General features: G+C 65.5%; 18 protein-coding genes. 9 read left to right on the forward strand and 9 right to left on the reverse strand.

What is annotated here, in order from left to right; all coding sequences use genetic code 11:
- Positions 1-4: 4 nt before the first annotated feature.
- The 3 genes from VSR72_RS01800 to VSR72_RS01810 form a co-directional block, all read right to left on the reverse strand.
- The gene (locus VSR72_RS01800) at positions 5-985 is read right to left on the reverse strand and encodes a zinc-dependent alcohol dehydrogenase family protein (RefSeq protein ID WP_342950688.1); all 981 of its coding nucleotides are present in this window, start codon (positions 983-985) and stop codon (positions 5-7) included.
- 52 nt (positions 986-1037) lie between these two features.
- Positions 1038-2435, reverse strand: coding sequence for a dihydrolipoyl dehydrogenase (locus VSR72_RS01805; RefSeq protein WP_342950689.1), 1398 nt, complete (start codon positions 2433-2435; stop codon positions 1038-1040).
- A gap of 132 nt (positions 2436-2567) precedes the next feature.
- Positions 2568-3482 (reverse strand): LysR family transcriptional regulator, encoded by a 915-nt coding sequence (locus VSR72_RS01810; RefSeq protein ID WP_342950690.1) that lies wholly within the window; start codon positions 3480-3482, stop codon positions 2568-2570.
- 124 nt (positions 3483-3606) lie between these two features.
- Here VSR72_RS01810 and VSR72_RS01815 point away from each other — a divergent pair, with 124 nt between their 5' ends.
- A complete protein-coding gene (locus VSR72_RS01815; RefSeq protein WP_342950691.1) occupies positions 3607-4530 on the forward strand; it encodes a DMT family transporter in 924 nt (307 codons plus the stop codon).
- A gap of 32 nt (positions 4531-4562) precedes the next feature.
- Here VSR72_RS01815 and VSR72_RS01820 read toward each other — a convergent pair whose 3' ends face one another.
- Complete coding sequence (locus VSR72_RS01820) at positions 4563-5363, reverse strand: MetQ/NlpA family lipoprotein (RefSeq protein WP_342950996.1); 801 nt, start codon at positions 5361-5363, stop codon at positions 4563-4565.
- Between the two features lie 217 nt (positions 5364-5580).
- Positions 5581-6405, reverse strand: coding sequence for a PhnD/SsuA/transferrin family substrate-binding protein (locus tag VSR72_RS01825; protein ID WP_342950692.1), 825 nt, complete (start codon positions 6403-6405; stop codon positions 5581-5583).
- Positions 6406-6572: 167 nt separating this feature from the next.
- On the opposite strand from VSR72_RS01825, the gene VSR72_RS01830 reads away from it, so the two are divergent.
- Positions 6573-7535 (forward strand): fatty acid desaturase, encoded by a 963-nt coding sequence (locus VSR72_RS01830; protein WP_342950693.1) that lies wholly within the window; start codon positions 6573-6575, stop codon positions 7533-7535.
- 3 nt (positions 7536-7538) lie between these two features.
- On the opposite strand, the gene VSR72_RS01835 is transcribed toward VSR72_RS01830, so the two are convergent.
- Positions 7539-8720 carry an epoxide hydrolase family protein gene (locus VSR72_RS01835; RefSeq protein ID WP_342950694.1) on the reverse strand — a complete coding sequence of 394 codons (1182 nt, stop codon included), beginning with the start codon at positions 8718-8720 and terminating at the stop codon, positions 7539-7541.
- A gap of 359 nt (positions 8721-9079) precedes the next feature.
- Between VSR72_RS01835 and VSR72_RS01840 the strand changes: the two genes are divergently transcribed.
- The 5 genes from VSR72_RS01840 to VSR72_RS01860 all read left to right on the forward strand — a co-directional run bounded on the left by VSR72_RS01840 (position 9080) and on the right by VSR72_RS01860 (position 15595).
- Entirely contained in the window at positions 9080-10105 is a 1026-nt protein-coding gene (locus VSR72_RS01840; protein WP_342950695.1) for an amidohydrolase family protein, read from the forward strand.
- 85 nt (positions 10106-10190) lie between these two features.
- A complete protein-coding gene (locus VSR72_RS01845) occupies positions 10191-10919 on the forward strand; it encodes a substrate-binding domain-containing protein (RefSeq protein ID WP_342950696.1) in 729 nt (242 codons plus the stop codon).
- Between the two features lie 191 nt (positions 10920-11110).
- Positions 11111-12886, forward strand: a complete 1776-nt coding sequence (locus VSR72_RS01850; protein ID WP_342950697.1) for a tannase/feruloyl esterase family alpha/beta hydrolase — start codon at positions 11111-11113, stop codon at positions 12884-12886.
- A 205-nt stretch (positions 12887-13091) separates the two neighbouring features.
- Positions 13092-13859 carry a class II aldolase/adducin family protein gene (locus VSR72_RS01855; RefSeq protein ID WP_342950698.1) on the forward strand — a complete coding sequence of 256 codons (768 nt, stop codon included), beginning with the start codon at positions 13092-13094 and terminating at the stop codon, positions 13857-13859.
- A 386-nt stretch (positions 13860-14245) separates the two neighbouring features.
- Positions 14246-15595: an aromatic acid/H+ symport family MFS transporter gene (locus VSR72_RS01860; protein WP_342950699.1), complete on the forward strand. Its 1350-nt coding sequence runs from the start codon at positions 14246-14248 to the stop codon at positions 15593-15595.
- Between the two features lie 110 nt (positions 15596-15705).
- Here the strand turns inward: VSR72_RS01860 and VSR72_RS01865 are convergent, their stop codons facing one another.
- Positions 15706-17292, reverse strand: coding sequence for a methyl-accepting chemotaxis protein (locus VSR72_RS01865; protein WP_342950700.1), 1587 nt, complete (start codon positions 17290-17292; stop codon positions 15706-15708).
- A gap of 402 nt (positions 17293-17694) precedes the next feature.
- On the opposite strand from VSR72_RS01865, the gene VSR72_RS01870 reads away from it, so the two are divergent.
- A complete protein-coding gene (locus VSR72_RS01870) occupies positions 17695-18372 on the forward strand; it encodes a heavy metal response regulator transcription factor (protein ID WP_342950701.1) in 678 nt (225 codons plus the stop codon).
- 8 nt (positions 18373-18380) lie between these two features.
- Entirely contained in the window at positions 18381-19796 is a 1416-nt protein-coding gene (locus VSR72_RS01875; protein ID WP_342950997.1) for a heavy metal sensor histidine kinase, read from the forward strand.
- On the opposite strand, the gene VSR72_RS01880 is transcribed toward VSR72_RS01875, so the two are convergent.
- Both VSR72_RS01880 and VSR72_RS01885 read right to left on the reverse strand, forming a co-directional pair.
- Positions 19771-21261, reverse strand: a complete 1491-nt coding sequence (locus VSR72_RS01880; RefSeq protein WP_342950702.1) for an efflux transporter outer membrane subunit — start codon at positions 21259-21261, stop codon at positions 19771-19773. The two genes, VSR72_RS01875 and VSR72_RS01880, sit on opposite strands and share 26 nt — an antisense overlap.
- A gap of 12 nt (positions 21262-21273) precedes the next feature.
- Entirely contained in the window at positions 21274-22503 is a 1230-nt protein-coding gene (locus VSR72_RS01885) for an efflux RND transporter periplasmic adaptor subunit (protein WP_342950703.1), read from the reverse strand.
- Between the last annotated feature and the right edge of the window lie 9 nt (positions 22504-22512).

Below are 22512 nucleotides of genomic sequence, written 5' to 3' on the forward strand. Positions count from 1 at the left end.
AGCCTCAATCGATCTCGACGACGATCTTGCTTGCCGCGCTGCCGTCGGCCACGGCTTCATACGCGCGCTCGATTTCCGCGAGCCCGAAACGCCTCGAATCCACGCGCGGCGCGAGTTGCCCCGCTTCGGCAAGCCGCGTCGCCTCGGCAAGCATCTCACCGTGATGCGCGCGGTTCATCCCGCTCAACAGCGGATAAAGCGTGAACACACCCGAATACGTCGCCTCGCGAAACGACAGCGGCGCGAGCGCATGCGTACCCCACCCAAGCGCGCTCACCACGTGCCCAAAATGCTTGACCGCGGCAAACGAAGCGTCGAGCGTCTTGCCGCCGACGGTATCCACCACGAGATCGAAGCCCGCGCCCGCCGTATGGGCCTGAACGTACTGCTCGACGCTTAGCGCTCGATAGTCGACAGGCGTCGCACCCAGTTGCGAAATCACGTCTGCGTTGCGCGCGCTACCCGTCGCGAAGACATTCGCACCGAGCGCGCGCGCAATCTGCACGGCCACGTGGCCGACACCGCCCGCGCCGCCCTGAACCAGCACGCTCTCGCCCGCTGCCAGGTGCGCGCGATCGACGATTCCCGACCACGCCGTGATGAACGCAAGCGGCAGCGCGGCGGCCTCGCGCATGGAGAGATTCGCGGGCTTGCGCGCAAGGAGATCCGCGTCGACGGCGGCATACTCGGCCAGCGCGCCTTGAATGCCGCCCACGCCGCCCGTCATGCCGTACACGTCGTCGCCGGGCGCGAAGCGTGTGACGCCCGCGCCCACAGCCTCCACCACGCCCGCCATGTCGATGCCGAGGACGAGCGGCAGAGGATGCTTCGCATGATCGGCCTTGCCCGCGCGAATCTTGACATCGAGCGGATTGAGCCCCGCCGCATGAATACGCACGAGCACCTGGCCAGCTTGTGGCTGGGGGAGATCGAGCGTGGCGAGTTCGAGCGGGCCATCGTATTGGCTGAGGACGAGCGCTTTCATTTTCGGTGTGTGTGCCCTTGCGAGTTAAAGAGGATAGCCAGGCGAATTTCGCTTAGCCCTTGTGATTGAGCTGCGAAGCGGCGTCGCGCAATGCGGTGCGCAAGCCTTCTTCCACTACCGGGTGATAGAACGGCATCGCCAGCATGTCGTCCACGCTCAGTCCCATCTGCGCGCTCCACGCGAGCAGGTGCCCGATATGTTCCGCGGCGGGCCCGAACCATTCGGCGCCCACGAAGCGCCGTGTCGAGCGATCCACGTATACGTGGCCCAGGCCGTGGTTCTTGAGCATCACACGGCTGCGCCCCTGGTCCTCGAAGCTCACGGCGCCCGTCACGAAGCTGCCCGCCGCCAGTTCCCGATGAGCCTTGCCGACCATGGCGATCTGCGGATCCGAAAACACGATGGCAAGCGGCGCACGGCGCACGATGGGTCCGACTTCGGGAAAGCGCGCCGCATTGCGTCCTGCTGCGCGGCCTTCGTCGGCGGCTTCGTGCAGCAGCGGCAGCACGTCGTTCGCGTCGCCTGCCACGAACACCGGCGCCTTGCCGACTTGCAGCGTAGCCGGGTCGAAGCGCGGCACGCCGTACGCGTCGAGTTCGAGCGAGGTGTTCGCAAGGCCGAGGCTCGCCACATTGGGGTTGCGGCCCGCTGCCGCCAACACGTAATCAAACGTTTCTTCGGACTCCGTGCCATCGGCGCGAGCGTACCGCAGCGTCACGCCGGTGTCGGTGCGCGTAGCCGATGCGACACGACCCTGCGTTTCGAAGTGCATCTCCGCGCCAAACACGCGGTGCGCTTCGTCGATCAGGCGCGGGTCGGTGAGCGGTCCCACGCTGCCGTGCGAGCCGCCGTACAACGTCACCCGCACGCCAAGCCGCGTGAGCGCCTGGCCGAGTTCGAGACCGATCACGCCCGCGCCGACCACGGCCACGCTGCGCGGCAAGTCTTCCCAGGCGAACACGTCGTCGTTGACGATGAGCCGGTCGCCAAGCCCCGCGAGCGACGCGGGTATGGCGGGTGTCGATCCCGTTGCGATCACAACGCTTTTCGCGCGCACCTGCGTGTGTTCGCCGACCTGAAGCAGGCCGTCGTCGATGAAGCGGGCATGCCCGACCAGGCGGTCCGCTTCGGGCAGTGCGTGCACGCCATCCACAACGAAACCGACGAAGCGGTCCCGCTCGCTGCGTACGCGGGCCATCACGGCCCGGCCGTCGATTTCCATACCGAGCGGGTTCACGCCGAACCGCGGCGCCATGCTCACGGCGTGCGCTGCCTCGGCCGCCGCGATCAGCAGCTTCGAAGGCATACAGCCCACCCGCGCGCACGTCGTTCCATAAGCGCCGCCTTCAATGATGATTGCGCTCGCACCTTCCGCCTTCGCAGCGCGGTAAGCCGAAAGTCCGGCCGAGCCGGCGCCGATGATGGCGACATCCGTTCGCAGGATTTGCATGGTGTTTCCTTGAGGGGTTCAGGCATTCGTTTCCAGAACCCAGTCTAGGAGGTCAACGCGCGAGGGTGAATGTCGGCGCTGCTCAAGTTCATGCCCGATCGTCTCACGGCGGGGCGGGGGCCGCCGCGTGAATCACTCGGGCATGTGCTGCGCGAGCCAGTCGATCAGCACGCGCACCTTGGGGGGCAGGAACCGGTTGGGCGGATAAAGCATCCACACCGGGCCGCTATACGCGCGCGGCTCCAGTGACCACTCGGGCAGCACGTGCACGAGCAGGCCGTCGCGCAGCGCATCCGCGGCGGCGAATTCGGGCAGGCTCGCAATGCCCCCGCCCGCAAGCGCGGCATCGCGCCGCGCGCCCACGTCGTTGGCGATATAGCGGCCCTTCACCTCGACGGTATGCGTTTGCGCGCCGCGCCGGAACGTCCAGCGGTTGTCGTCGGGCGTTTCGCCTAGATAGAGGCAGTCGTGGCGGGCGAGGTCCTTGGGGTGCTTCGGCGTGCCGCGCTCGCGCAGGTAGACGGGGGACGCGCACGGCAGCCACTGCAGCGTGCCGAGCCGCCGCGCCGCGAGCCCCGGCGGCGGCGTGGGGGTGGGGCGGATCACGATATCGACGGCGTCGCGCACCGGATCGACGTCGTGGTCGGTGAAGACAAGTTGCACCGCGACTTCCTCATATGCGCGCAGGAAGCCGGAAATCAGCGGATGAATGACGCTTTGCGCGAACGAAATCGGGGCGCTGATGCTCACGCGGCCATGCGGGCGGCTGGTGAGACGGCTGGCGGCTTGCGCCGCGCTCGCGGCGGCTTCGACCATCTCCGTGCAATGGCGGTAGACCTCGGCGCCCGACTCCGTGAGCCGCAGGCTGCGCGTGGAGCGCTCCAGCAGGCGCGTGCCGAGCGCGCGTTCGAGCCGCTGCATTTGCCGGCTCACGGTGGAGGGCGTGCTGCCGAGCTGGCGCGCCGCGAGCGAGAAATTACCGGCGTCGACCACGCGGGCGAAGGTGGCGAGATCGGGCAGCAGGGGCAGAAGGTCGGCGGGATTCATGGCAGGCAGGGTGTAATCATCTGTGCATTTGAAGCATAAATGATGTTCCGGTGAACCAGATTATCGCTGCGAACGCATTATCGGACAATGTGCCTGTTCCCGACTCGTACGCACGCTCGCTCTCATGAATGCCCTGACCCGTTCGTCCCGCACCGTCGATCTGCTGCTCGTTGCCGTCGCGCTCATCTGGGGTACGAGCTATGGCGTGGTGAAGGGGGCGCTGCTCGTCTACCCGGTGCTGGGCCTGCTCGCACTGCGCTTTGGCGTGACGTTCGTGCTGCTCTCGCCCGCGCTGCGCGGGTTGCGTCATGTGACGTGGCGCGACCGGATTGGCGTGCTCGGCGCGGGCCTGCTGCTGCTCGGCATCTTTCTGGCCGAGACGTTTGGCGTGTCGCTCACGAACGCCTCGAACGCCGCGTTTCTCATCAGCCTGTGCGTGGTCCTCACACCGCTCGTGGAGTGGGCGTGGCTCAAGCGCGTGCCGCGGCCGCTCGAATGGGCGGCGGCCGCCGTGTCGCTGCTCGGCGCGTTGCTCCTTACGGGCGGACACGTCGCGGCGAGCCCCGGCGACTTGCTGGTCGTGGTGGCCGCACTGCTGCGCGCGTTGACGACCTGCGCGGTCAAGCGCGTGATGAAGTCGGGCGCGGTGCCGCCGCTCACGGTGACGGCCGTGCAGTCCGGCGTCGTGTCGGTTGGCTGCGCACTGCTCGCGCTGACGGTCGCGCCCGAACAGTGGCAACCGTTGCCGCACTGGCAGGGGCACGGCGTGTTCTGGGGCAGCGTGATCTATCTCGTGGCGGGTTGCACGCTGTTCGCCTTCTTCGTGCAGAACTACGCCGTGAGCCGCAGCAGCCCGACGCGCGTGGCGTTGCTCATGGGCAGCGAGCCCGTGTTCGGCGCGCTCTTTGCATGCGTGTGGCTGGGCGAGCGGCTTTCTTTGCCCGCGTGGATCGGGGGCATGCTGATCGTTGCGGCGTCGCTTTTCGCGCTCAAGCGGGAACCGCAGGTCGAAGCGGAGAGTGAGGCGCGGGACGCCGTGAAAGCGTAGGCCGCGCTCACCGTGGTAAATCTCAACCGCGCTTACTGCTGAGGTGCATCCTTCCACGCGGGCAGCGTCGCCCCGTGGTACACGGCAACGATCTCCGAAGCCACATTAGGCTGCTGATAGCTCTCCACGAGCGCATGCACCCAGGGCGCGTTGGCGTCCTTCTCATTGACGGCGATGAAGTTGCGATAAGGATTGCCCGTCACCTTCTCCTGGGCAATCCGCTCCTGCGGAATCTTGATACCGGATTTGACGGCCCAGTCGGTGTTCACGACAGCCGCATCCAGATCGCCAATCGCGCGCCCGACAATACCCGAATCGAGTTCCTTGATATGGATATTCTTCGGGTTCTTCGCGATATCGCGCGCGGTCGGCAGGAGACCGACATTGTCGCGCAGCGTAATGAGCCCTTGTGCCTGGAGCAGCAGCAGCGAGCGGCCTTCATTGCTCGGATCGTTCGGCACGCCGATGGTCGCACCTTGCGGCAGGTCCGCAACCGACTTCACCTTGCGCGAGTACAGCCCGATAGGCTGCACGTAGGTAAAGCCCACCGGCACGATCTTGTAGCCGCGCGCCTTGATCTGCGCGTCGAGATACGGCTGGTGCTGGAACGAGTTGGCGTCCAGGTCGTGGCTGGAAAGCGCTTCGTTGGGCTGCGTGTATTCGGAGAACGTGGTCACCTTGATGGTGAGGCCATGCTTCGCGGCATTGGCGGCGACCACGCGCCACACGTCCTCGTCTTCACCCGACATGATGCCCACGCGCAACGTCTGGTCCGCCGCGTGTGCGAGCGTCACGCCCCCGAAGCTCACGCTCAGTGCGAGCGAAGCCAGCATCGTGCCCAACAAGGTTCTTTTCTTCATGATCCGTTATTCGAAGCGTTGTGGATAGGGCGATGCTAGAGAGCGCGCGGCAACCGGACAACCAATTTCGGCTGCATTGCTTAGCAAGATTCGTCGTTTTGCGGCGCGCTATGGCGTGGCGAGGATGCCGTGACCGCATGCCTCATGCGCGTTCCTTCCGAAGTTCACGCGGGGTCATTGAAGCCGAGGTTCAACGCAGTTCGGAATAACCTTGTCGCGCGGCGGCGTTGGCCATGGCCTCGATTTCAGCGTACGCGTCGCCGCTGAGCCTCGCAAATCCGCGCAGGCGCAGCGCGCGTGCGCGTTCGGGGTCGGCTGCCAGGGCGGCGTCCAGCGCATCGCGCAGCGCTTGAGCCTGATCCTCGCGGAGCGCGCGTGAGGCGATCAGCGGAAGGCCGGGCGCGCAAGCCGTCATGCCGATGGCCCGCACGCCGTCGAATCGCTCGGGATGCGAATCGCGCAGCAACGCGAAAGTCACGCAGTCGATGGCGCCTACGTCGGCTGCGCCGCTCGCGAGCGCGCGCAGTGTGGCTGCGTGCGAACCTGTCCAGCGCACCGAGTCGAAGAAGCGCCCGTCACGCGCGAGCGGCGCGACGGCATGACGAAACGCGTTCATGCCGCTATGCGAATCCGCGCCGTTACACGCGGCGCGCAGGCCCCGGCACGCTTCGAGCGTGTTCGCGCCGCGCTCCCACGCCTGTGCTGAGACGGCGAGCACGCTTCGATAGTGCGGGCCTTCGCAACCGGGTGCGTCGAATATCGGGGTCGAAATCAGATGGACGTCGCTGGCGAGGCCGAGCATCCGGTACGGAAACCCGCAGGTCTGCGAGAGCAGCAAATCGTCGCGGCGCCAGTGGGACATGAGTTCGCCGCCGGGCGCGTTCTCGATCGTGACGTCGCCCGGGGCAAACGAGCGTGAAAATATCGCCACGCAGTCGCTCAAGAGCGAATGCCACAACGCCTCGTGGTGCGGCGTCACGTTGTACATCGGCAGGGAGGCGATCCAGCGGGTCATCGGCGCATTCTACGCTGCGCGGACCTCGCGCGTCGCGCTGCGCGATGAAATAAGCAAATGGCAATTCGTTGGTTGGACAAGCACCTCGCGTTCGGTATGGTGAGCGCCTGAGTTGATTCGCTCTCCGCAGGGAGTGGCACCATCCTTCATCGCGGGAGCCGGCGAACATGGCCGAATATTTCGACGCAGACCACGCACGGGAAGTCGCCGCGCTCGGCACAGGCTTCACCGCACGCACGGAATGGCCCACGTGGCTGCTCATCGCCGTGATCTACGGCGGCTGGTTCGCGGTGCTCGCGCTCGTGCGCGCGGGTGGCCTCACGCTTGCCGCCGCCACACCATGCCTCATCGTGCTGTGCGCATGGCATATGTCGCTCCAGCACGAATTGCTGCACGGTCATCCCACGCGGATCGCATGGCTGAACATGGCGCTGGGCTGGCCGCCGCTCGCGGTGTGGTTTCCCTATGCGGTGTACCGCGAGAGCCATATGGCGCATCATCGCGACGAAGCGTTGACCGTGCCTGGCATCGACCCCGAAACGAACTACGTACAGCACGAGCAGTGGGCTCGCCTGCCGCACTGGCATCGCGTGCTATGGCACGCGCGCAAGAGCTTCGTGGGACGTGTGGTGATCGGCCCGCCGATGAGCGTGGCCGCAATGCTCGCGCGGGCAGTGCAAGCGCTGCGAAGCGGCGACTGGCGGCAAGCGCCGATGTGGCTCGCCCACCTCGCAGCCGTCGCGCTGCTGCTCGCATGGGTGCAGCGCTACGCGGGCGTGCCGTGGTGGTGGTATCTCGCCGCCATCACGTGGCCCGCGCTCGGGCTCGCGATGGTTCGGTCGCTGTACGAGCACCGCGCGGCGTCGCATCCCAAGGCGCGCATCGCCATCAACGAGGCCGGGCTTGTCATGCGCTTCCTGTATCTGAACAACAACTACCATCTCGTGCATCACGATCTGCCGCGCTTGCCGTGGTTTCAACTGCCGCGCGCCTACCGCATGCGGCGAGATGATTACCGGCGCAAGTGCGGCGGCTTCGTGATCGACGGCTACGCCGCGCTTTTCAGGCGTTACGCGTGGCGCGTAACGGATGCCCCCACGCATCCGTTCGCCGACAACACGGCGCCGTGACCCTCACTCCCGGAAGCGTTTGAAAAAGCGGCGAATGTCGGCAGCGAGAAGATCGGGCTCTTCCATGGCGGCGAAATGGCCGCCGCGCGGCATGTCGGTCCATTGCACGACGTCGAACACACGCTCGAGCCACGACCTCGGCGGGTGATTGATCTCCTTGGGAAAGCGCGCGAACGCGACCGGCGGCGCCACACGTTGCCCGGCGGCGAAACGAAACGGCTGCAGCGCATTTTCCCAATACATCTGCATGGAAGTGCCAATGCTGCCCGTGAACCAGTACAGCGAAAGGTCGGTCAGCAACGTGTCCTTCGAGAAGCGGCGCTCGATCACGCCGTCGCAGTCGCTCCACGCGCGAAACTTCTCGCCGATCCACGCGGCAAGTCCCGCGGGCGAGTCATTGAGCGACGCCGCCACGGTTTGCGGCCTGGTGCTGTGCATATGCGCATATCCGCCCTCCCGCGCGGCCCAGTCGGCTTTTTCGCGCAGAAAGTCTTGTTCCTCATGGGTGAGCGGCGCTTGCGCGGCATCGACTGCGGGTTCGTACGAGCCGGGCAGGAAGTTCAGGTGGATGCCCTCCACGGCCTGGCTGTGCCGCGCGGCGAGCGCGATGGACACGCCCGCGCCGAGGTCTCCCCCTTGCGCGCCGAAGCGCTCGTAGCCGAGACCGCGCATGAGCGCGGCCCACAGGTCCGCTATCTGGAACGCGGAGGTGCCGGGCGCGGCCGGCGCGGGCGAAAAGGCAAAGCCCGGCAGCGACGGGGCGACGACATCGAACGCATCGGCCGGGTCCGCACCGAACGCGGCGGGGTCGCAAAGCCGGTCGAGCAGCGCGTGGAATTCGAAGAACGAGCCCGGCCAGCCGTGCGTGATCACGAGCGGGTAGGGCTTCGGTCCCGCGCCGCGCCGATGCACGAAGTGCACGCGTTGTCCCGTTGCGCCGCCCGGACCGTCCGTGCCACCCACTTCGGCCATGAACTGCGGCAACTGGTTCAGCGCGTGTTCGGCGGCGCGCCAGTCGTATTCGTCTGCCCAATAGGCGACCAGCTCGCGCAGCCATGCATTGTCGGCGCCTTGTTGCCACGCCGACGCGGGCGTAGCCGCGGCCCAGCGCGTGGCGCGCAAGCGCCGGCGCAGGTCGTCGATCGCCTCTTCGGGAACGCGAATCTCGAATGGGTCGATATGCATGGTGGTTCGTCCACGTAATGTCAGGCCAAAGGGCCGACCATTATGAGCGTATTCGCCGTAGCACAGCGGCCACCCCAAGGATCCTTCGAATTCGCTCCATCGCTTACCAGATGTTTATCGAGGCATCCGTTTTATTTATTGGCGATTCGAAAATCCGGCGCGGTGTCTTTGGGGCCGCCGGGCGCCGCGCAAACCCCGCGGCGTCCGTGGTTTCCGGCATTCCTGGTGTGCGGCTGCCGCACGCGCTTATTGGCATGAATGATGTTTTTCGCGCAATCTAGGTAATTGCCCTGGCTACTAGCGCGCCGGGGCCAGTTCGTACCGTAGCGCAACGATTCGAATCAGCAGCAGGGGTCCCAATGATCATCGACATTCACGGCCACTACACCACGGCGCCCAAAGCGCTGGAGGCGTGGCGCAAGCGCCAGATAGCGGGCATCGCCAATCCGTCCGGGATGCCGAAGGCATCGGAGCTGAAGATCGGCGACGACGAATTGCGCGAATCGATCGAACTCAATCAGCTGAAGCTGATGCGCGAGCGCGGTCTCGATCTCACGATCTTCAGCCCGCGCGCGAGCTTCATGGCCCATCATATCGGCGACTTCCAGGTGTCGAGCACGTGGGCCGCGATCTGCAACGAGCTGTGCCACCGCGTGAGCGAACTCTTTCCCGAGCATTTCGTGCCAGCCGCGATGTTGCCGCAAAGCCCGGGTGTCGATCCCGCCACGTGCGTCGAAGAACTCGTCAGATGCGTGGAGCAGTACGGCAACGTGGCGGTCAACCTGAATCCCGACCCTTCCGGCGGCCACTGGACCAGCCCGCCGCTTTCCGACCGCCTTTGGTACCCGATCTACGAGAAGCTCGTCGAATACGACATTCCCGCCATGATCCACGTGAGCACGAGCTGTAACGCGTGCTTCCACACCACGGGCGCGCACTACCTGAACGCGGATACGACCGCATTCATGCAGTGCCTGACATCGGATCTGTTCCGCGATTTTCCCACGTTGCGCTTTGTGATTCCGCACGGCGGCGGGGCGGTGCCGTACCATTGGGGGCGCTTTCGGGGCCTCGCACAAGAGCTGAAAAAACCGCCGCTCAACGAGCATTTACTGAACAACGTGTTTTTCGATACCTGCGTGTATCACCAGCCCGGCATCGACCTGCTCACGCGCGTGATTCCCGTGGACAACATCCTGTTCGCAAGCGAGATGATCGGCGCGGTGCGCGGCATCGACCCCGAGACGGGTCACTACTTCGACGACACGAAGCGTTATATCGAAGCCGCGCATGTCGACGCAGGAGATCGCTACAAGATCTACGAAGGCAACGCGCGCCGCGTTTATCCGCGCCTCGACGCGCGGCTCAAGGCAAAGGGGTTGTGAGCGCCCACGCGGCGGCTCGCAGTCTGTGCAACACCGACGAAGCGCAAAATAAGACGCCTCGCTCTCTCGACTGAAACGGAAGTCAATGGCAAAGGAACACGTGAACAACAACGCCGCGCTGGCGGGTGTCGGGTCGATGGCGACGCGCCTCCTGCTCGCGGGTCTCGCCGAGCAATACGCGCGCGAAACGGGGCAGCTGCTCACCGTTGCCGCGATAGGCGGCGTGGAAGCCGCGCGGCGCGTGCAGGCGGGCGCGGCGTTCGATTTCGCCGTGTTGGCCTCGGCTGCGATCGAGCGCCTGGCGGCGGGCGGGCACCTCATTGGCGCTCGCACGGAGGTCGTGCGCTCCGGCATGGCGGCGGCCGTCGCCACGGGAACGGCGCATCCGGATATCGGCACCGAAGGCGCATTGCGCGAGACGATTCTGCGCGCAGCGCGCATCGGCTATTCGACGGGGCCTAGCGGCGACCATCTGCTCGGTCTGCTCGAACGCTGGGGCGTGGCCGAAACGCTCGCGCCGCGACTCGTGATGGCGCAGCCGGGCGTGCCGGTGGCGAGCCTGATCGCGGATGGCGAGGTCGAGATCGGGTTTCAGCAATTGAGCGAGCTAAAGGACGTGCCCGGCGTGGACGTGATTGGGCCGCTGCCCGCGGGGGCTCAACTCGTCACGGTCTTTTCGGCGGCGATCTGCGCTGTGTCGCAGCAGCGGTCCGCGGCGGCGGACTTCCTCGCGTTCCTGGGTTCGGAACGCGCCGAGGCGACCAAGCGGGCGTTCGGCATGGAGCCGGCGGGCGGCGCGGAGTTGGGGCAGTAGCAGGGCATCAGGGCACGGCAGCAAGACGGCAATAAGAAAAACAGAAGGCGCAATAAGGCAATTGGATTGGACATCTCGTGTTGCACGGTCTACGCACTTGCATTAGTTAGACATCCTTATCAAAACAACAGAATCGGAGGCGTGAAAGTGAATCAGAAGAAAACCAATACCCACAATACCAGGAGGCAAGCATGAGAAAGCTTCATACCCGGCGGCTTTTCACGAGTGGGCGCGCACGTGCAGCATCGCTGCTCTCATTGTTTGCCATCTTCGCGGCGGCCACGCTCGTGGCGGCGTGCGGCAGTGGCGGAAGCGGCACCAGCAGCAGCGATGCGTCGAAAGCGCCGCTCGCCGTGGTCGCGCCCGTGGTGGATTGCTCGAAGCTGGCTGCGGTCGACATCACCGATATTGGCGGTTCGGGCAGCGCGATTACTTCGGCTACCGTGACCACGGCAACCGTCAACGGCGCAGCGGTCAACTTCTGTACCGTGAAGGGCACGCTCGCGCCTTCGAATACGTTCGAAGTCGCGCTGCCGGTGAGCACGTGGACGCAGCGCTTCGCGGCGCTGGGCTGCGGCGGGCTGTGCGGCAACGTGAGCGACCCGACGCAGCAATCGTCGTTCAGCTTCAGCTACACGTGCCCGCTCGTGCAGGAAGGCGGATTCGTGACGGCGGCGACGGACATGGGCCACTCGGGCAACGACACGACGTGGACCACGGACCCGCAAAAGCAGGCCGATTTCGCCTATCGCGGCCAGCACATCACGACGCTTACGGCGGAAAAGCTCATCAAGGCCTATTACGGCCAGACGCAGAAGTATGCGTACTTCATCGGCTGCTCGGATGGCGGCCGCGAAGCGCTCATGGCGGCGCAGCGTTACCCGAACGACTATAACGGCATCGTCGCGGGCGCGCCGGCGGCACACTTCCAGATCCAGAATTCGCTCTATCACGGCTGGAGCGTGAAGTCGCAAAGCACGACCGGCGACAGCACCGGCAACGCAACGCTCTACGCCGACAAGGCGCTCGTGCTGCACAAGGCGGTCGTGGCGGCATGCGGCGGCCAGGCAGGCGTGCCCGATGGCCTGATCGCCGACCCGCGCACCTGCAATTTCGATCCCGCATCGATCCAGTGTGCGCAGGGCGCGACGAACACGAGCAACTGCCTGACCGAAGCCGAGGTGGACACTGCGAGCAAGATCTACGGCGGACCGACGGACGCGACAACGGGCGAGCGCATGCTGGCGGGCTCCCCGCAGAGGGGTTCGGAAGAGAACTGGGTAGGCGTGGAAGTGCCGACGACGAACTCGACGGCCGCACCGGTTTCGGTGAAGAGCCTGTTCAGCTACATGATCGTGACGGGCGCCTATAACCTGATCTTCACGGGCTCGCCCACCATGCCGACCATCGATACCTTCGGCTACACGGACGCGAGCTTCTACCCGACCTACCTGCAGGCCAACCATCCATTGATGGACGCAACGAGCCCCGACCTCTCGGCGTTCAAGAAGGCGGGCGGCAAGCTGATCCTGTGGCACGGCTGGGCGGATCAACATATTTCGCCGCTGTTCACGATCCAGTACTACGAGGCGATGCAGAACACGATGGGCGCCTCGAACGTGAGCGATTTCGCACGCCTGTACCTCGTGCCCGGCGTCGCGCATTGCGGTGGCGGCGAAGGTTTCCCGAACATCGACCTCGTCTCGCAGATCACGGGGTGGGCCGAGCAGGGCACGGCCCCGAACGCGGTCATGACCTACCAGACCGATGCGTCCAGCAATGTGACGGCCAGCCGCCCGGTGTATCCGTACCCGGCAGTCGCGCAGTTCACGGGCACTGGCGACTGGCACCTCGGCGCGAACTGGACGCAGGGCGCACCGCTGTATAACGAGCCTACGCATACCTGGGCGGGCTCGAGCTTCTATACGTCGTACACGCCGACCACGCAGGGCGTTGCCGCGCCATAACGCGCATACTTGCATGATCCGCAGTTGAACCGGCCAGCCCTTCGGGGCTGGCTTTGCTTCTTGTGGGCGGCAGAATGCGCTCGGCCGTGCCCTAGATTACATTGCGAATTGTCGGCGACCCGACAGTTTCCACATGGGAATCTCGACGACATTGCTCGAAGGCGTTTTCCAGAATCACCGTGACCATCGAAAAGGGAGTCTCTTCATGGCCTCATCCGATGTGAACCTGAAACAGATCGTTTCCGCAGCCGAATGGCAAGCGCGCGTCGACCTTGCCGCGGCATACCGGCTTACTGCGTTGTTCGGCTGGGACGACCTGGTTTTCACGCATATTTCCGCGAGCGTGCCAGGACCCGAGCACCATTTCCTGATTAACCCATACGGGTTCATGTTCGACGAGATCACCGCATCCTCGCTGGTCAAGATCGATCTCGATGGCCGCAAGGTGATGGACTCTCCGTATGAAATCAATCCGGTGGGCTTCACGATTCATAGCGCAATTCACGCTGCACGCGACGATGCGTTGTGCGTGATGCACACCCACTCCGTCAATGGCGTCGCGGTATCTGCGCAAGAACGGGGCCTATTGCCTTTATCGCAGCAGTCACTTGGCGTACTCGCGTCGCTCGGTTACCACGATTACGAGGGCATTGCGCTCAACAAAGCGGAAAAGCCGCGGCTCGTACGCGACCTTGGAAACAACACGTACCTCATGCTGAGAAACCACGGTCTTTTGACAGTGGGCGCCACGGCGGCCGATGCATTCGTCGCGATGTATTTTTTCGAAGCGTCGTGCATGATCCAGGTCCGCGCGCAGGCGGGAGGCTCCAAACTATTGCCGATCGCGCAGCCGATCCTTGAAGGCATCAAGCAGCAGATCGCTCAGGTGACGAGGGGCGTTAGCACGGGGGCTCTCGCATGGCCTGGGTTGCTGCGCCGGCTCGATCGCATGAACCCAGGCTATGCCGACTAATGTGATTTCAAATCACGGCGGGCACACGCCCGGCGATGTAGCGGCGACTGAATTCCGCACGATCGTCCATCACGTTTGCGAATCCCTTCGCAGAACATCGATTTTGTTTATCACGCTGGATTCGATTCCGGCCGTATCCCACGACAGGCAAAGCACGCGCTGATTTGGCCCGGCCTATGCGCGGCGCGGCTTCCAGGGCGATATCGCGGGTGCGGCCGCGCCGCAATCGCCCATCTGCACGGGCCTATACGTATCAAATATGTGGTTAACCCGCACTTTCAAGCGAAGGGCGGGCCACCTATCGTGCGTCCGACGGATAGCACTTCGTAAAAATTCGACTCGGGCATGAGCGAGCGGCGGACCACAGAACGGACAGGAGACTACTGATGTCTGGCAGCAAAACAATTGATATCAAGGCGTTCATCGACGAACGCCATATTTCGGCCTACCAGTGGCTACTGGTGGCGCTGTGCTTTCTCGCGGTGACCGCCGACGGCATGGACGTGGCCATCATGGGGTTCGTCGCACCCTCCATCATTCACGAGTGGGGCATTTCGCGCCCCGAGTTCGGGCTCGTCATGAGCGCGGCGCCCATCGGTCTCGTGATCGGCGCGCTGGCCGCCGGCCCCGCATCTGACCGCGTTGGCCGCAAGTGGGTGCTGATCACCTCCGTGTTCCTCTTCGGCGTCTTCACGATTCTCACGGCGTTCACGCAGTCGCCGGTTTCGATGGCGGTGCTGCGCGTGCTGACCGGCATCGGTCTTGGCGCGGCCATGCCGAACTCGACGACGCTCCTTTCGGAGTATTCGCCGCAACGCCGCCGCGCGCTGCTCATCACGATCATGTTCACGGGCTTCAACCTCGGTTCGGCATTGATCGGTTTCGCGGCGGGCTGGCTCGTGCCGAATCACGGCTGGCGCGCGGTGCTGATTTTCGGCGGCGCCATTCCGCTCGTGCTCGTGCCGCTGCAAGCGTGGCTGCTGCCTGAGTCGGCGCGTCTGCTCGCCGTGCGCGGCGCCACGAGCAAGCGCATTGCCGCGACGCTCAACCGCGTGACCGGCGCTAACTTTTCGGGCGACGAGAATTTCGTCTCGACGGAGCCGCCGCTGCCCACGCGCAAGCCGATCGGCGTGCTGTTCTCGGAAGGCTATGGCGTGATGACCCTCGCGCTGTGGGTCACGTATTTCATGGGCCTGCTCGTCATCTATCTGCTCACCGGCTGGCTGCCCACGCTGATCAAGGATGCGGGCCTCTCCATCACGGTGGCGGCGAACGTCACGGCCATGTTCCAGATTGGCGGCACGATCGGTGCTGTGCTGGTGGGCTGGATCATGGACAAGGTGCGTCCGGCGCGCGTGATCAGCGCGGCGTATGTTGGCGGCGGCATCTGTGTGCTGGCGCTGGCCGGCGTGGGCGCGCTTTCCTCGTCGCTCGCCCTGCTGGTGTTCGCAGCGGGCTTCTGCATGAGCGGTGCGCAAACGGGCCTGAACGCCTACGCGCCGGGCCGCTATCCGACCGTTGCGCGCGCAACGGGTGTGAGCTGGATGCTGGGCATGGGCCGCTTCGGCAGCATTTTCGGCTCGGCCATTGGCGGCGCACTGCTGGGCCTTGGCTGGGAATTCGCCGCGATTCTGGCGATGCTCGCTGTACCGGCGGTGCTCGCGGCGATTGCGATCCTGGTTTCGCAGCGTGCGCGTCACTCCGAACCGGCTACGCAGGTTAGCGCGGCACACTGAGTTTGAATTAGCAACAGCGCTGGATTGAGCGGCGCGGCGGTGCGAATTGCACTGCCGCGCCGTTTTTTTCGTTTGGCGCGAAAAAGGAGGCAAGGCCTCCGCCAGGTAAGTTAAATCCTGAACGCCCCCACCGTTTCGATCACGGTTTCCGCGTTCTGCCCAAGCGTATTCGCCGAGATCGAAAAGTGATTCACCAGCGCGCTGTCCTGCTGCGTGAGCGCTTCGATGTGATCCAACGCCTGCTTGATTTCGGCGATGCCAGCGCTTTGCTCGCCGGTCGCGGTATTGATTTCGTCGATGAGCCCATTCACTTCGCGCACCGCCTGAACCGCCTGCTGCATCTTTTCGCGGGCGGTTTCGGTGAGCTGGCAACCTTCCTGAACCTTCTGCGTCGAGTCGACGATAAGCCCGGCGATCTCCTTGGCCGCCATCGCCGCGCGGCCCGCGAGATTGCGCACCTCGCTCGCCACCACGGCGAAACCGCGCCCGTGCTCGCCCGCGCGCGCCGCTTCCACGGCCGCGTTGAGCGCGAGAATGTTGGTCTGAAAGGAAATCCCTTCGATTACCTGAATGATCTCGCCGATCTTGCGGGAGGCCTCGGTAATGCCCTGCATCGTCACCGTCATGGCTTCCACGGCGCGGCCGCTGTCTTCGGTAATCGCGCGCGCGTGACCCGCGCTGGCGGCCGCCTGGCGCGCCGCGTCGGCCGTTTGCCGCACGTTGGCCGCAATGTGCTGCATCGAGGCCGCGGACTGCTCGAGGCTCGCCGCCTGCGATTCGGCGCGCGCCGAGAGCTTCTGGCTGCCTTCGGCCACGGTCACCGTGGCCGCGCTCATGCGCGCCATCTGTTCGCGGGCGTCGCCGACGATGGCGCGCATGTTCAGGCTGACCTGATTGACCGATTGCTCCAGCTTGCCGACCACGCCTGTGGGCTTCCAGGTGTTCTCGACCTGCTGCGTGAGGTCGCCCATGGCGAGCCTCGTGGCGGCGCCCAGCAGGCGGCGCAGCGGGTAGATGAACATGAAGCGCATGCGGTATTCGGCCAGCACACCGAACGCCACGCAGGCGGCGAGGCCGATCGCCGTTCGCACGGGCGTGATCGACGAAGCGCCGCCGTCGACGAGCACCCCCGTAACCATGCCGGCCGCCGCGAGACCGCTCGTGAGCAGGTAGGTCTGCGTTTTCATGGTGGGATGCACGAAGCGCGACAGCCGCCCGACCATGTCCTTACGAACGATCGCGCCGGCCTGCAGATGGTGCGCTTGCCGGCCGGCCCTTTGCTGCGCGAGTAACGTCGCATACAGCGCCTCGGCGGCTCGCACCTGTTCGCGCGAAGCGGCGGTGTGCACGGCCCGGTATGCAACGACATGCTGCCCTTCGAGGATGGGCGTCACGCCAATCTGCACCCAGCAATGCCGGCCGTGGCCGATGCGGTTCTTCAGCACGCCCACCCACGGCTCGCGCTTCTTCAGCGTGGCCCACATGTCGCGATACACCTCGGCGGGCATGTCGGGATGGCGCACGACGTTGTGCGGGTGCCCGATCAGCGCCTCGCGGGACAAGCCGCTGGCTTCGATGAACGCGTCGTTGCAGTAGGTGATCACGCCGCGCGTGTCGGTCGTGGAAACGAGCAGCTTTCCGGATGGGAGAGAGGCTTCTCCCTGAGGGTTCGGTCGGGTCGATGATTCGGTGTGCACGCTTGGTCTCCGTCGCTTTTGAGTGGTTGTCCTGTTGTCGTTCGCTGCTTATCGGCCTGCCTTTTCGATCATGAATGGGGCAGCGCATGGCCAAAAACCGTCGCCGCCGCGCAGCACGGCGATAAACGAAGCGAAGCGCCGTGGAGTGCGCCGGGTCGCCGCGTCGGAAACGCCCGCCGCATAAGCTTCCGTCCGCAAAGGCGAAGCGCCCAACGGCTTCCGGTGCGTGCCCGAAGGCACAGTCCGCGATAACTTTTTCGCAACTTCCTCAAAGCAGATTCGATACGACCGTTCGCAAGGCCAACAGCAAAGATCCGGCGCGGCAGCGGGCCGGGCGCCCATACGCGCAGCAAGTGGCGGAGCGCATACAATTGAGCCGGACACACTCAGAGTTGAACGGCGATGCGCATTCTTGTGATCGAAGACGAGCCGAAGACCGGCGCGTATCTGAAGAAGGGCTTCGAGGAATCCGGCTACGGCGTGGACGTAGCCGCGGACGGCGCCGAAGGCCTGATCCTCGCGAAGGAGGCCGCGTACGACGTGATCGTGCTCGACGTGATGCTGCCTGAGATGGACGGCTGGACGGTGCTCAAGACGCTGCGCGCCACGCACACCACGCCGGTGCTCTTCCTCACCGCGCGCGACGATATCAGCGACCGCGTGAAAGGCCTCGAACTGGGCGCGGACGACTACCTCGTCAAGCCGTTCGCGTTCGTCGAACTGCTCGCACGCGTGCGTACGCTGGCCCGCCGTGGCCCCCCGCGCGAGAGCGACGTGCTCATGCTCGGCGACCTCGAAGTGGACGTCACGCGCCGGCGCGTGAAACGCGGGGCCGCGCGCATCGACCTCACGCCGAAGGAGTTCTCGCTCCTGCAACTGCTCGTGCGCCGCCAGGGCGAAGTGCTCACGCGCACGCAAATCGCTTCATATGTGTGGGACATGAACTTCGACAGCGACACCAACGTCGTGGAGGTGGCCATTCGCCGCCTGCGCGCGAAGGTGGACGACGCGTTCGACGTCAAGCTGATCCATACGGTGCGCGGCGTGGGCTACGTCGCCGAAATCAAAGGGAACGCCTGATGCCGCGCGTGGCGGTGCGCTCGCTCACCACCGGCCTCGCGCTGAGCTTCGCGGGCACCACGCTCGCGGTATTCGCGCTCGTGGGCAGCACGCTTTATTTCACGCTGGACCGCGAAGTGAAGCAGCAGGACGACCTCGACATCGTGCTGATCTCGCGGCACACGCGCCGCCTCGCGCAGGAACTGCACAGCGAGCACGACGTGCGCGAGCATGCGGAGCGCCTGACGAGCCAGGTGCTCGGCAATCCCGCGCTTTCCATGGAAATCCTCGGCACCGGCGGGGCGCAACTGGTCGAGCACAACACCGCGAGCATTGCGGACCCAGCGTTTCCGGAAGCGGCGCTCGCAAGGCGTCTTCCCCCTGCGCAACGCATTACCGAAGGCGACGTGGTGGCGTGGCGCAACGCGCGCGGCGTGCCGGTGCGCGGACTCGCCACGGACGCGGCGCTTGTGGACGGCACGCCCGTCACGATCGTCATTGCGCGCGACATGACCGACCGCTGGCGGCTGCTCGACCACTATCGCGAACGGCTTTACGGATTCGGCCTGGCGGGCATGCTGCTCGCGTTTCTCATGAGCTGGCTGCTCGTGCGCGAGTCGCTGCGCCCGCTGCGCGAGATGGCGGCGCGCGCGGCCACGGTCACGGTGGACCGGCTCGACACGCCGATCGAAGTCGAGGGCGCGCCAAGCGAGCTGGAAGCGCTCACGAAGTCGCTGAACGCCATGCTTGACCGGCTGCATGGCGGCTTCGAGCGTATGTCGCAATATACGGCGGATCTGGCGCACGACATGCGCACGCCGCTCGGGAATCTGCGCGGCGCGAACGAAGTGGCGCTGACGCGTGAGCGCACCACGGCCGAATATGAAGCATTGCTGGAATCGAATCTGGAGGAATGCGAACGACTTTCGCGCATGATAGAAAGCGTGATCTTTCTCGCGCGCGCGGAGCACCCGCAGTTCATGACGACGCTCGCGGAGTTCGACGTGAGTGACGCGCTCACGCAGATTGCCGACTACTTCGAAGGTCTCGCCGACGAGGCCGGCGTACAGATTCGCGTGCAGGGATCGGGCCGCCTGCGCGCGGACAAGGAGTTGTTCCGGCGCGCCGTGGGCAATCTGCTCGCCAATGCGCTGCGCTATACGCCGCGCGGCGCAGCGATTACCTTGAGCGTCGCACAGACGCCAACGGCCGTCGAAGTCACGGTGACCAATCCGGGAACGCCCATCGCCCCGGCGCTGCTGGAGCGCATTTTCGACCGCTTCTACCGCGCCGATGCGTCGCGCCACAGCGAACCGCGTGCGGGCGCGTCGGCGGGGCTCGGGCTCGCGATCGTGCGCACGATCATGGCACTGCACGGCGGCTCGGCACGCGCCGAGAGCGACGCGGCGAGCACGCGTTTCATCCTGACGTTCGCGCGTTCGTAGACCTGGCGCTCAGGTTGCCCAGCGCCGCGCGATCCCAGCCGCCGCCGAGCGCCTCTAGCAAGTGCACACTCGCGTCGAGCCGTCTTCCTGCAATCTGCTCTTCGTTGCGCTCGTTCGTGAGCGCAATGGTCTGCGCCGTCACCACATCGAGATAATTCACCGCGCCCGCCTGGTAGCGGTTGGTGGTCAGCTTGAGCGAAAGTTGCGCGGCGGCCGTGGCGCGTTGCTGGCTCTGGGCTTCACTGGCCAGCGTATCGAGCGCGCTCAGGTTGTCCTCGACTTGCTGGAACGCCGTGAGTACGGTTTGACGGTAGCCGGCTACTGAGGCGTCGTACTGCGCGTTCGCGCCTTTGAGCGTGGCGTCGCGTCGCCCGCCATCGAACAGCGTGCCCGCTAGCTGCGAGCCGAGCGACCAGAAGAGGCTGGGCGCGCTGAGCCACGGCGCGAAGAAGGTGCTTTCGAGACCCGCCGTCGCCGAGAGCGTGAGGTCGGGATAAAAGGCCGCGTGCGCCTCGCCGATTCTCGCATTGGCCGCCGCCACGCGCCGCTCCGCCGCGGCGATATCGGGACGCCGTTCGAGCAGCGCGGAAGGCACGCCTGTGGGAATCGACGGCACGATGACAGGGTCGACGCGCGGCGGCAGACTGAACGTCGAAGCGGGCACGCCGATCAACGTGGCAATGGCATGCTGGAGTTGCGCGCGCTGCACGTCGATGTCGCTGTCCGCCGTGCGCGCGCTTTCGAGCTGCGTTTGCGCCTGGGCGACGGCGGAGGCGTCGATCGCGCCATCGGCGAGCTGCTGCTGCACGATGCGCAGCGCCGCCGTGTAGGCGGTCACGGTGTCGTCGAGTAGTTTTTTCTGGCGATCGAGCGAACGCAAATCGAAGTAGTCCGAAGCAAGCTGGCTCGTCACCGAAAGGCATACCGATTCGAGATCGGCTTCGGTGGCCTGTGCGTTGGCGTGCGCCTCGGTGGTGGCGTCCTTCACGCGCCCGAACAGGTCGGGTTCCCAGCTTGCCGTGAGGCCCGTCGAATAGTCGGGGATCGTCTTGCCCGCAAGCGAGTGGTCCACGAGATTCTGCGAGGTCCGGTAACGTTGCGCCGCCACACCCGCCGTGACGACAGGCGCATAGCCCGCGCGTTGATAGTCGATCATCGCACGCGCGGCCTGGAGGTTGGCCACGGCCTCGCGCACGGTCTGGTTTGACACGTCTACGCGGGCTTCGAGCTGGTCGAGGTCGTTGTCGCCGAAGAGCGTCCACCACGGGCCGCGCGGGTTGGCGTCGGCGGGCGCGGCGACGCTCCAGCCGGGCGCCGCTGCGGGTGGTGTGGGTTGGGTGGCGTAGTGTGCGGGCACGTCCACCGAGGGCGTGCTGTAGTGCGGCAACGTGGTGCATGCCGTAAGGGACGCTGCCGTGCAGGCGACGACGACCCGACGCAGCGCAGGAAGAGGGCGTTCGAACATGATGAGTCTCGCTTACGCTTTCGGTTTTGCAGCCGTGAAGGCCGCCGCCACGCGCACGCTCTGACCGCTGGCAATGGCGTCGCCGGGGTTGTTGATCACGCGGTCGGCCGGCGCGAGCCCCGTTGCGATTTCCACGTAGGTACCGAAGTCTCGGCCTATGGTCACCTCGCGCAATTGCACCTTGTTTTGGGCGTTCACGACCGCGACTGTCACGCCGTCGGGGCGGAACAGCAGCGCGCTCACGGGCAGTTCGAGCGCTGGCGCAGAAGCCGTGAGCGCGAGGTGTACTTGCGCGTAGGCGCCGGGCATGAGCGCGCCATCGTGGTTGTCCACGTCGACTTCCACGCGCAGCGTGCGGCTCACAGGGTCGATCACGTTCGAACTGCGCGCGACGCTCGCCTCGAAACGACGCCCCGGATATTGTTGCGTCGTCAACCAGACGGTCGTGCCCGGCGTGACGAGGCTTGCGTCGTCCTGAGGCACGTCTACGTATACGCGCAGCCGGTCGGTCTGCGAAATATGGAACAGCTCGCCGGGCATGGTGGCGAGGCCGGGCGTGCCGCCCGCAGTGACGAGCGCGCCCACCTGCACGTTGCGCGCTGTGATCACGCCGTCGAAGGGCGCTGTCACGTTCTGGTACGAGACCAGTTCCTGTAGCCGAGCCACGTTGGCCTGCGCGGCCTGGAGCGTGGCGAGTTTCGCGGCGGCGTCGCTCGTTTTCGCCTGGGCGTCCTGCTCGGAAACCGATTGCGTCTGCAACATCGTCTGCCAGCGTTGCGCCGTGCTGTTTGCAAAGCGATAGTTGGCCTGTGCCGTGGCTTCGTCGGCGCGCGCCTGCTGGAGTTGCGCATCGAGTTCGGGCGTGTCGATCTGCGCGAGCGTCTGGCCCGCTTTCACGTGCGCGCCGATATCCGTGTACCAGTGCTGCACGTAGCCGCTCGTGCGCGCGTAGATCGAGGCGTCGGCCCAGGACATGACCGAGCCGGGCAGAAGCAGGTCCTGCGTCGCGGGCGCGCGCGTCGGCGTGAGCGTGGAAACGATCAGATCGCGCTGCGCCGCAACCTGCTGGGCCTGCGCCGTATGGGCCTGGAGGCGCGGCATGATGCCCGCTGTGAGGAGCGTTGCGGCGATTGCGAGGCAGGTCAGGCCGACTACGACAGCCGTGCGCTCGCGCGCGGGCCCGGCGGGCGTGGCCGGTTGTGCTGACGCGTCGCGATGCTCGTGCGGAGTGAGCGGGTTCATTCTGGAATC

Origin of the sequence: Paraburkholderia sp. JHI869 (genome assembly GCF_038900775.1) — a bacterium.
GTDB lineage: Bacteria > Pseudomonadota > Gammaproteobacteria > Burkholderiales > Burkholderiaceae > Paraburkholderia.

Bases quoted from the DNA above. Each gene is read 5' to 3' on its own strand.
- VSR72_RS01840 (WP_342950695.1), top strand. From the start codon at position 9,080: ATGATCATCGACATTCACGGCCACTACACCACGGCGCCCAAAGCGCTG.
- VSR72_RS01820 (WP_342950996.1), bottom strand. From the start codon at position 5,363: ATGCTGGCTTCGCTCGCACTGAGCGTGAGCTTCGGGGGCGTGACGCTC.
- VSR72_RS01800 (WP_342950688.1), bottom strand. From the start codon at position 985: ATGAAAGCGCTCGTCCTCAGCCAATACGATGGCCCGCTCGAACTCGCC.
- VSR72_RS01835 (WP_342950694.1), bottom strand. From the start codon at position 8,720: ATGCATATCGACCCATTCGAGATTCGCGTTCCCGAAGAGGCGATCGAC.
- VSR72_RS01855 (WP_342950698.1), top strand. From the start codon at position 13,092: ATGGCCTCATCCGATGTGAACCTGAAACAGATCGTTTCCGCAGCCGAA.
- VSR72_RS01860 (WP_342950699.1), top strand. From the start codon at position 14,246: ATGTCTGGCAGCAAAACAATTGATATCAAGGCGTTCATCGACGAACGC.
- VSR72_RS01880 (WP_342950702.1), bottom strand. From the start codon at position 21,261: ATGTTCGAACGCCCTCTTCCTGCGCTGCGTCGGGTCGTCGTCGCCTGC.
- VSR72_RS01870 (WP_342950701.1), top strand. From the start codon at position 17,695: ATGCGCATTCTTGTGATCGAAGACGAGCCGAAGACCGGCGCGTATCTG.
- VSR72_RS01825 (WP_342950692.1), bottom strand. From the start codon at position 6,405: ATGACCCGCTGGATCGCCTCCCTGCCGATGTACAACGTGACGCCGCAC.
- VSR72_RS01850 (WP_342950697.1), top strand. From the start codon at position 11,111: ATGAGAAAGCTTCATACCCGGCGGCTTTTCACGAGTGGGCGCGCACGT.
- VSR72_RS01810 (WP_342950690.1), bottom strand. From the start codon at position 3,482: ATGAATCCCGCCGACCTTCTGCCCCTGCTGCCCGATCTCGCCACCTTC.
- VSR72_RS01815 (WP_342950691.1), top strand. From the start codon at position 3,607: ATGAATGCCCTGACCCGTTCGTCCCGCACCGTCGATCTGCTGCTCGTT.
- VSR72_RS01830 (WP_342950693.1), top strand. From the start codon at position 6,573: ATGGCCGAATATTTCGACGCAGACCACGCACGGGAAGTCGCCGCGCTC.
- VSR72_RS01885 (WP_342950703.1), bottom strand. From the start codon at position 22,503: ATGAACCCGCTCACTCCGCACGAGCATCGCGACGCGTCAGCACAACCG.
- VSR72_RS01845 (WP_342950696.1), top strand. From the start codon at position 10,191: ATGGCAAAGGAACACGTGAACAACAACGCCGCGCTGGCGGGTGTCGGG.
- VSR72_RS01805 (WP_342950689.1), bottom strand. From the start codon at position 2,435: ATGCAAATCCTGCGAACGGATGTCGCCATCATCGGCGCCGGCTCGGCC.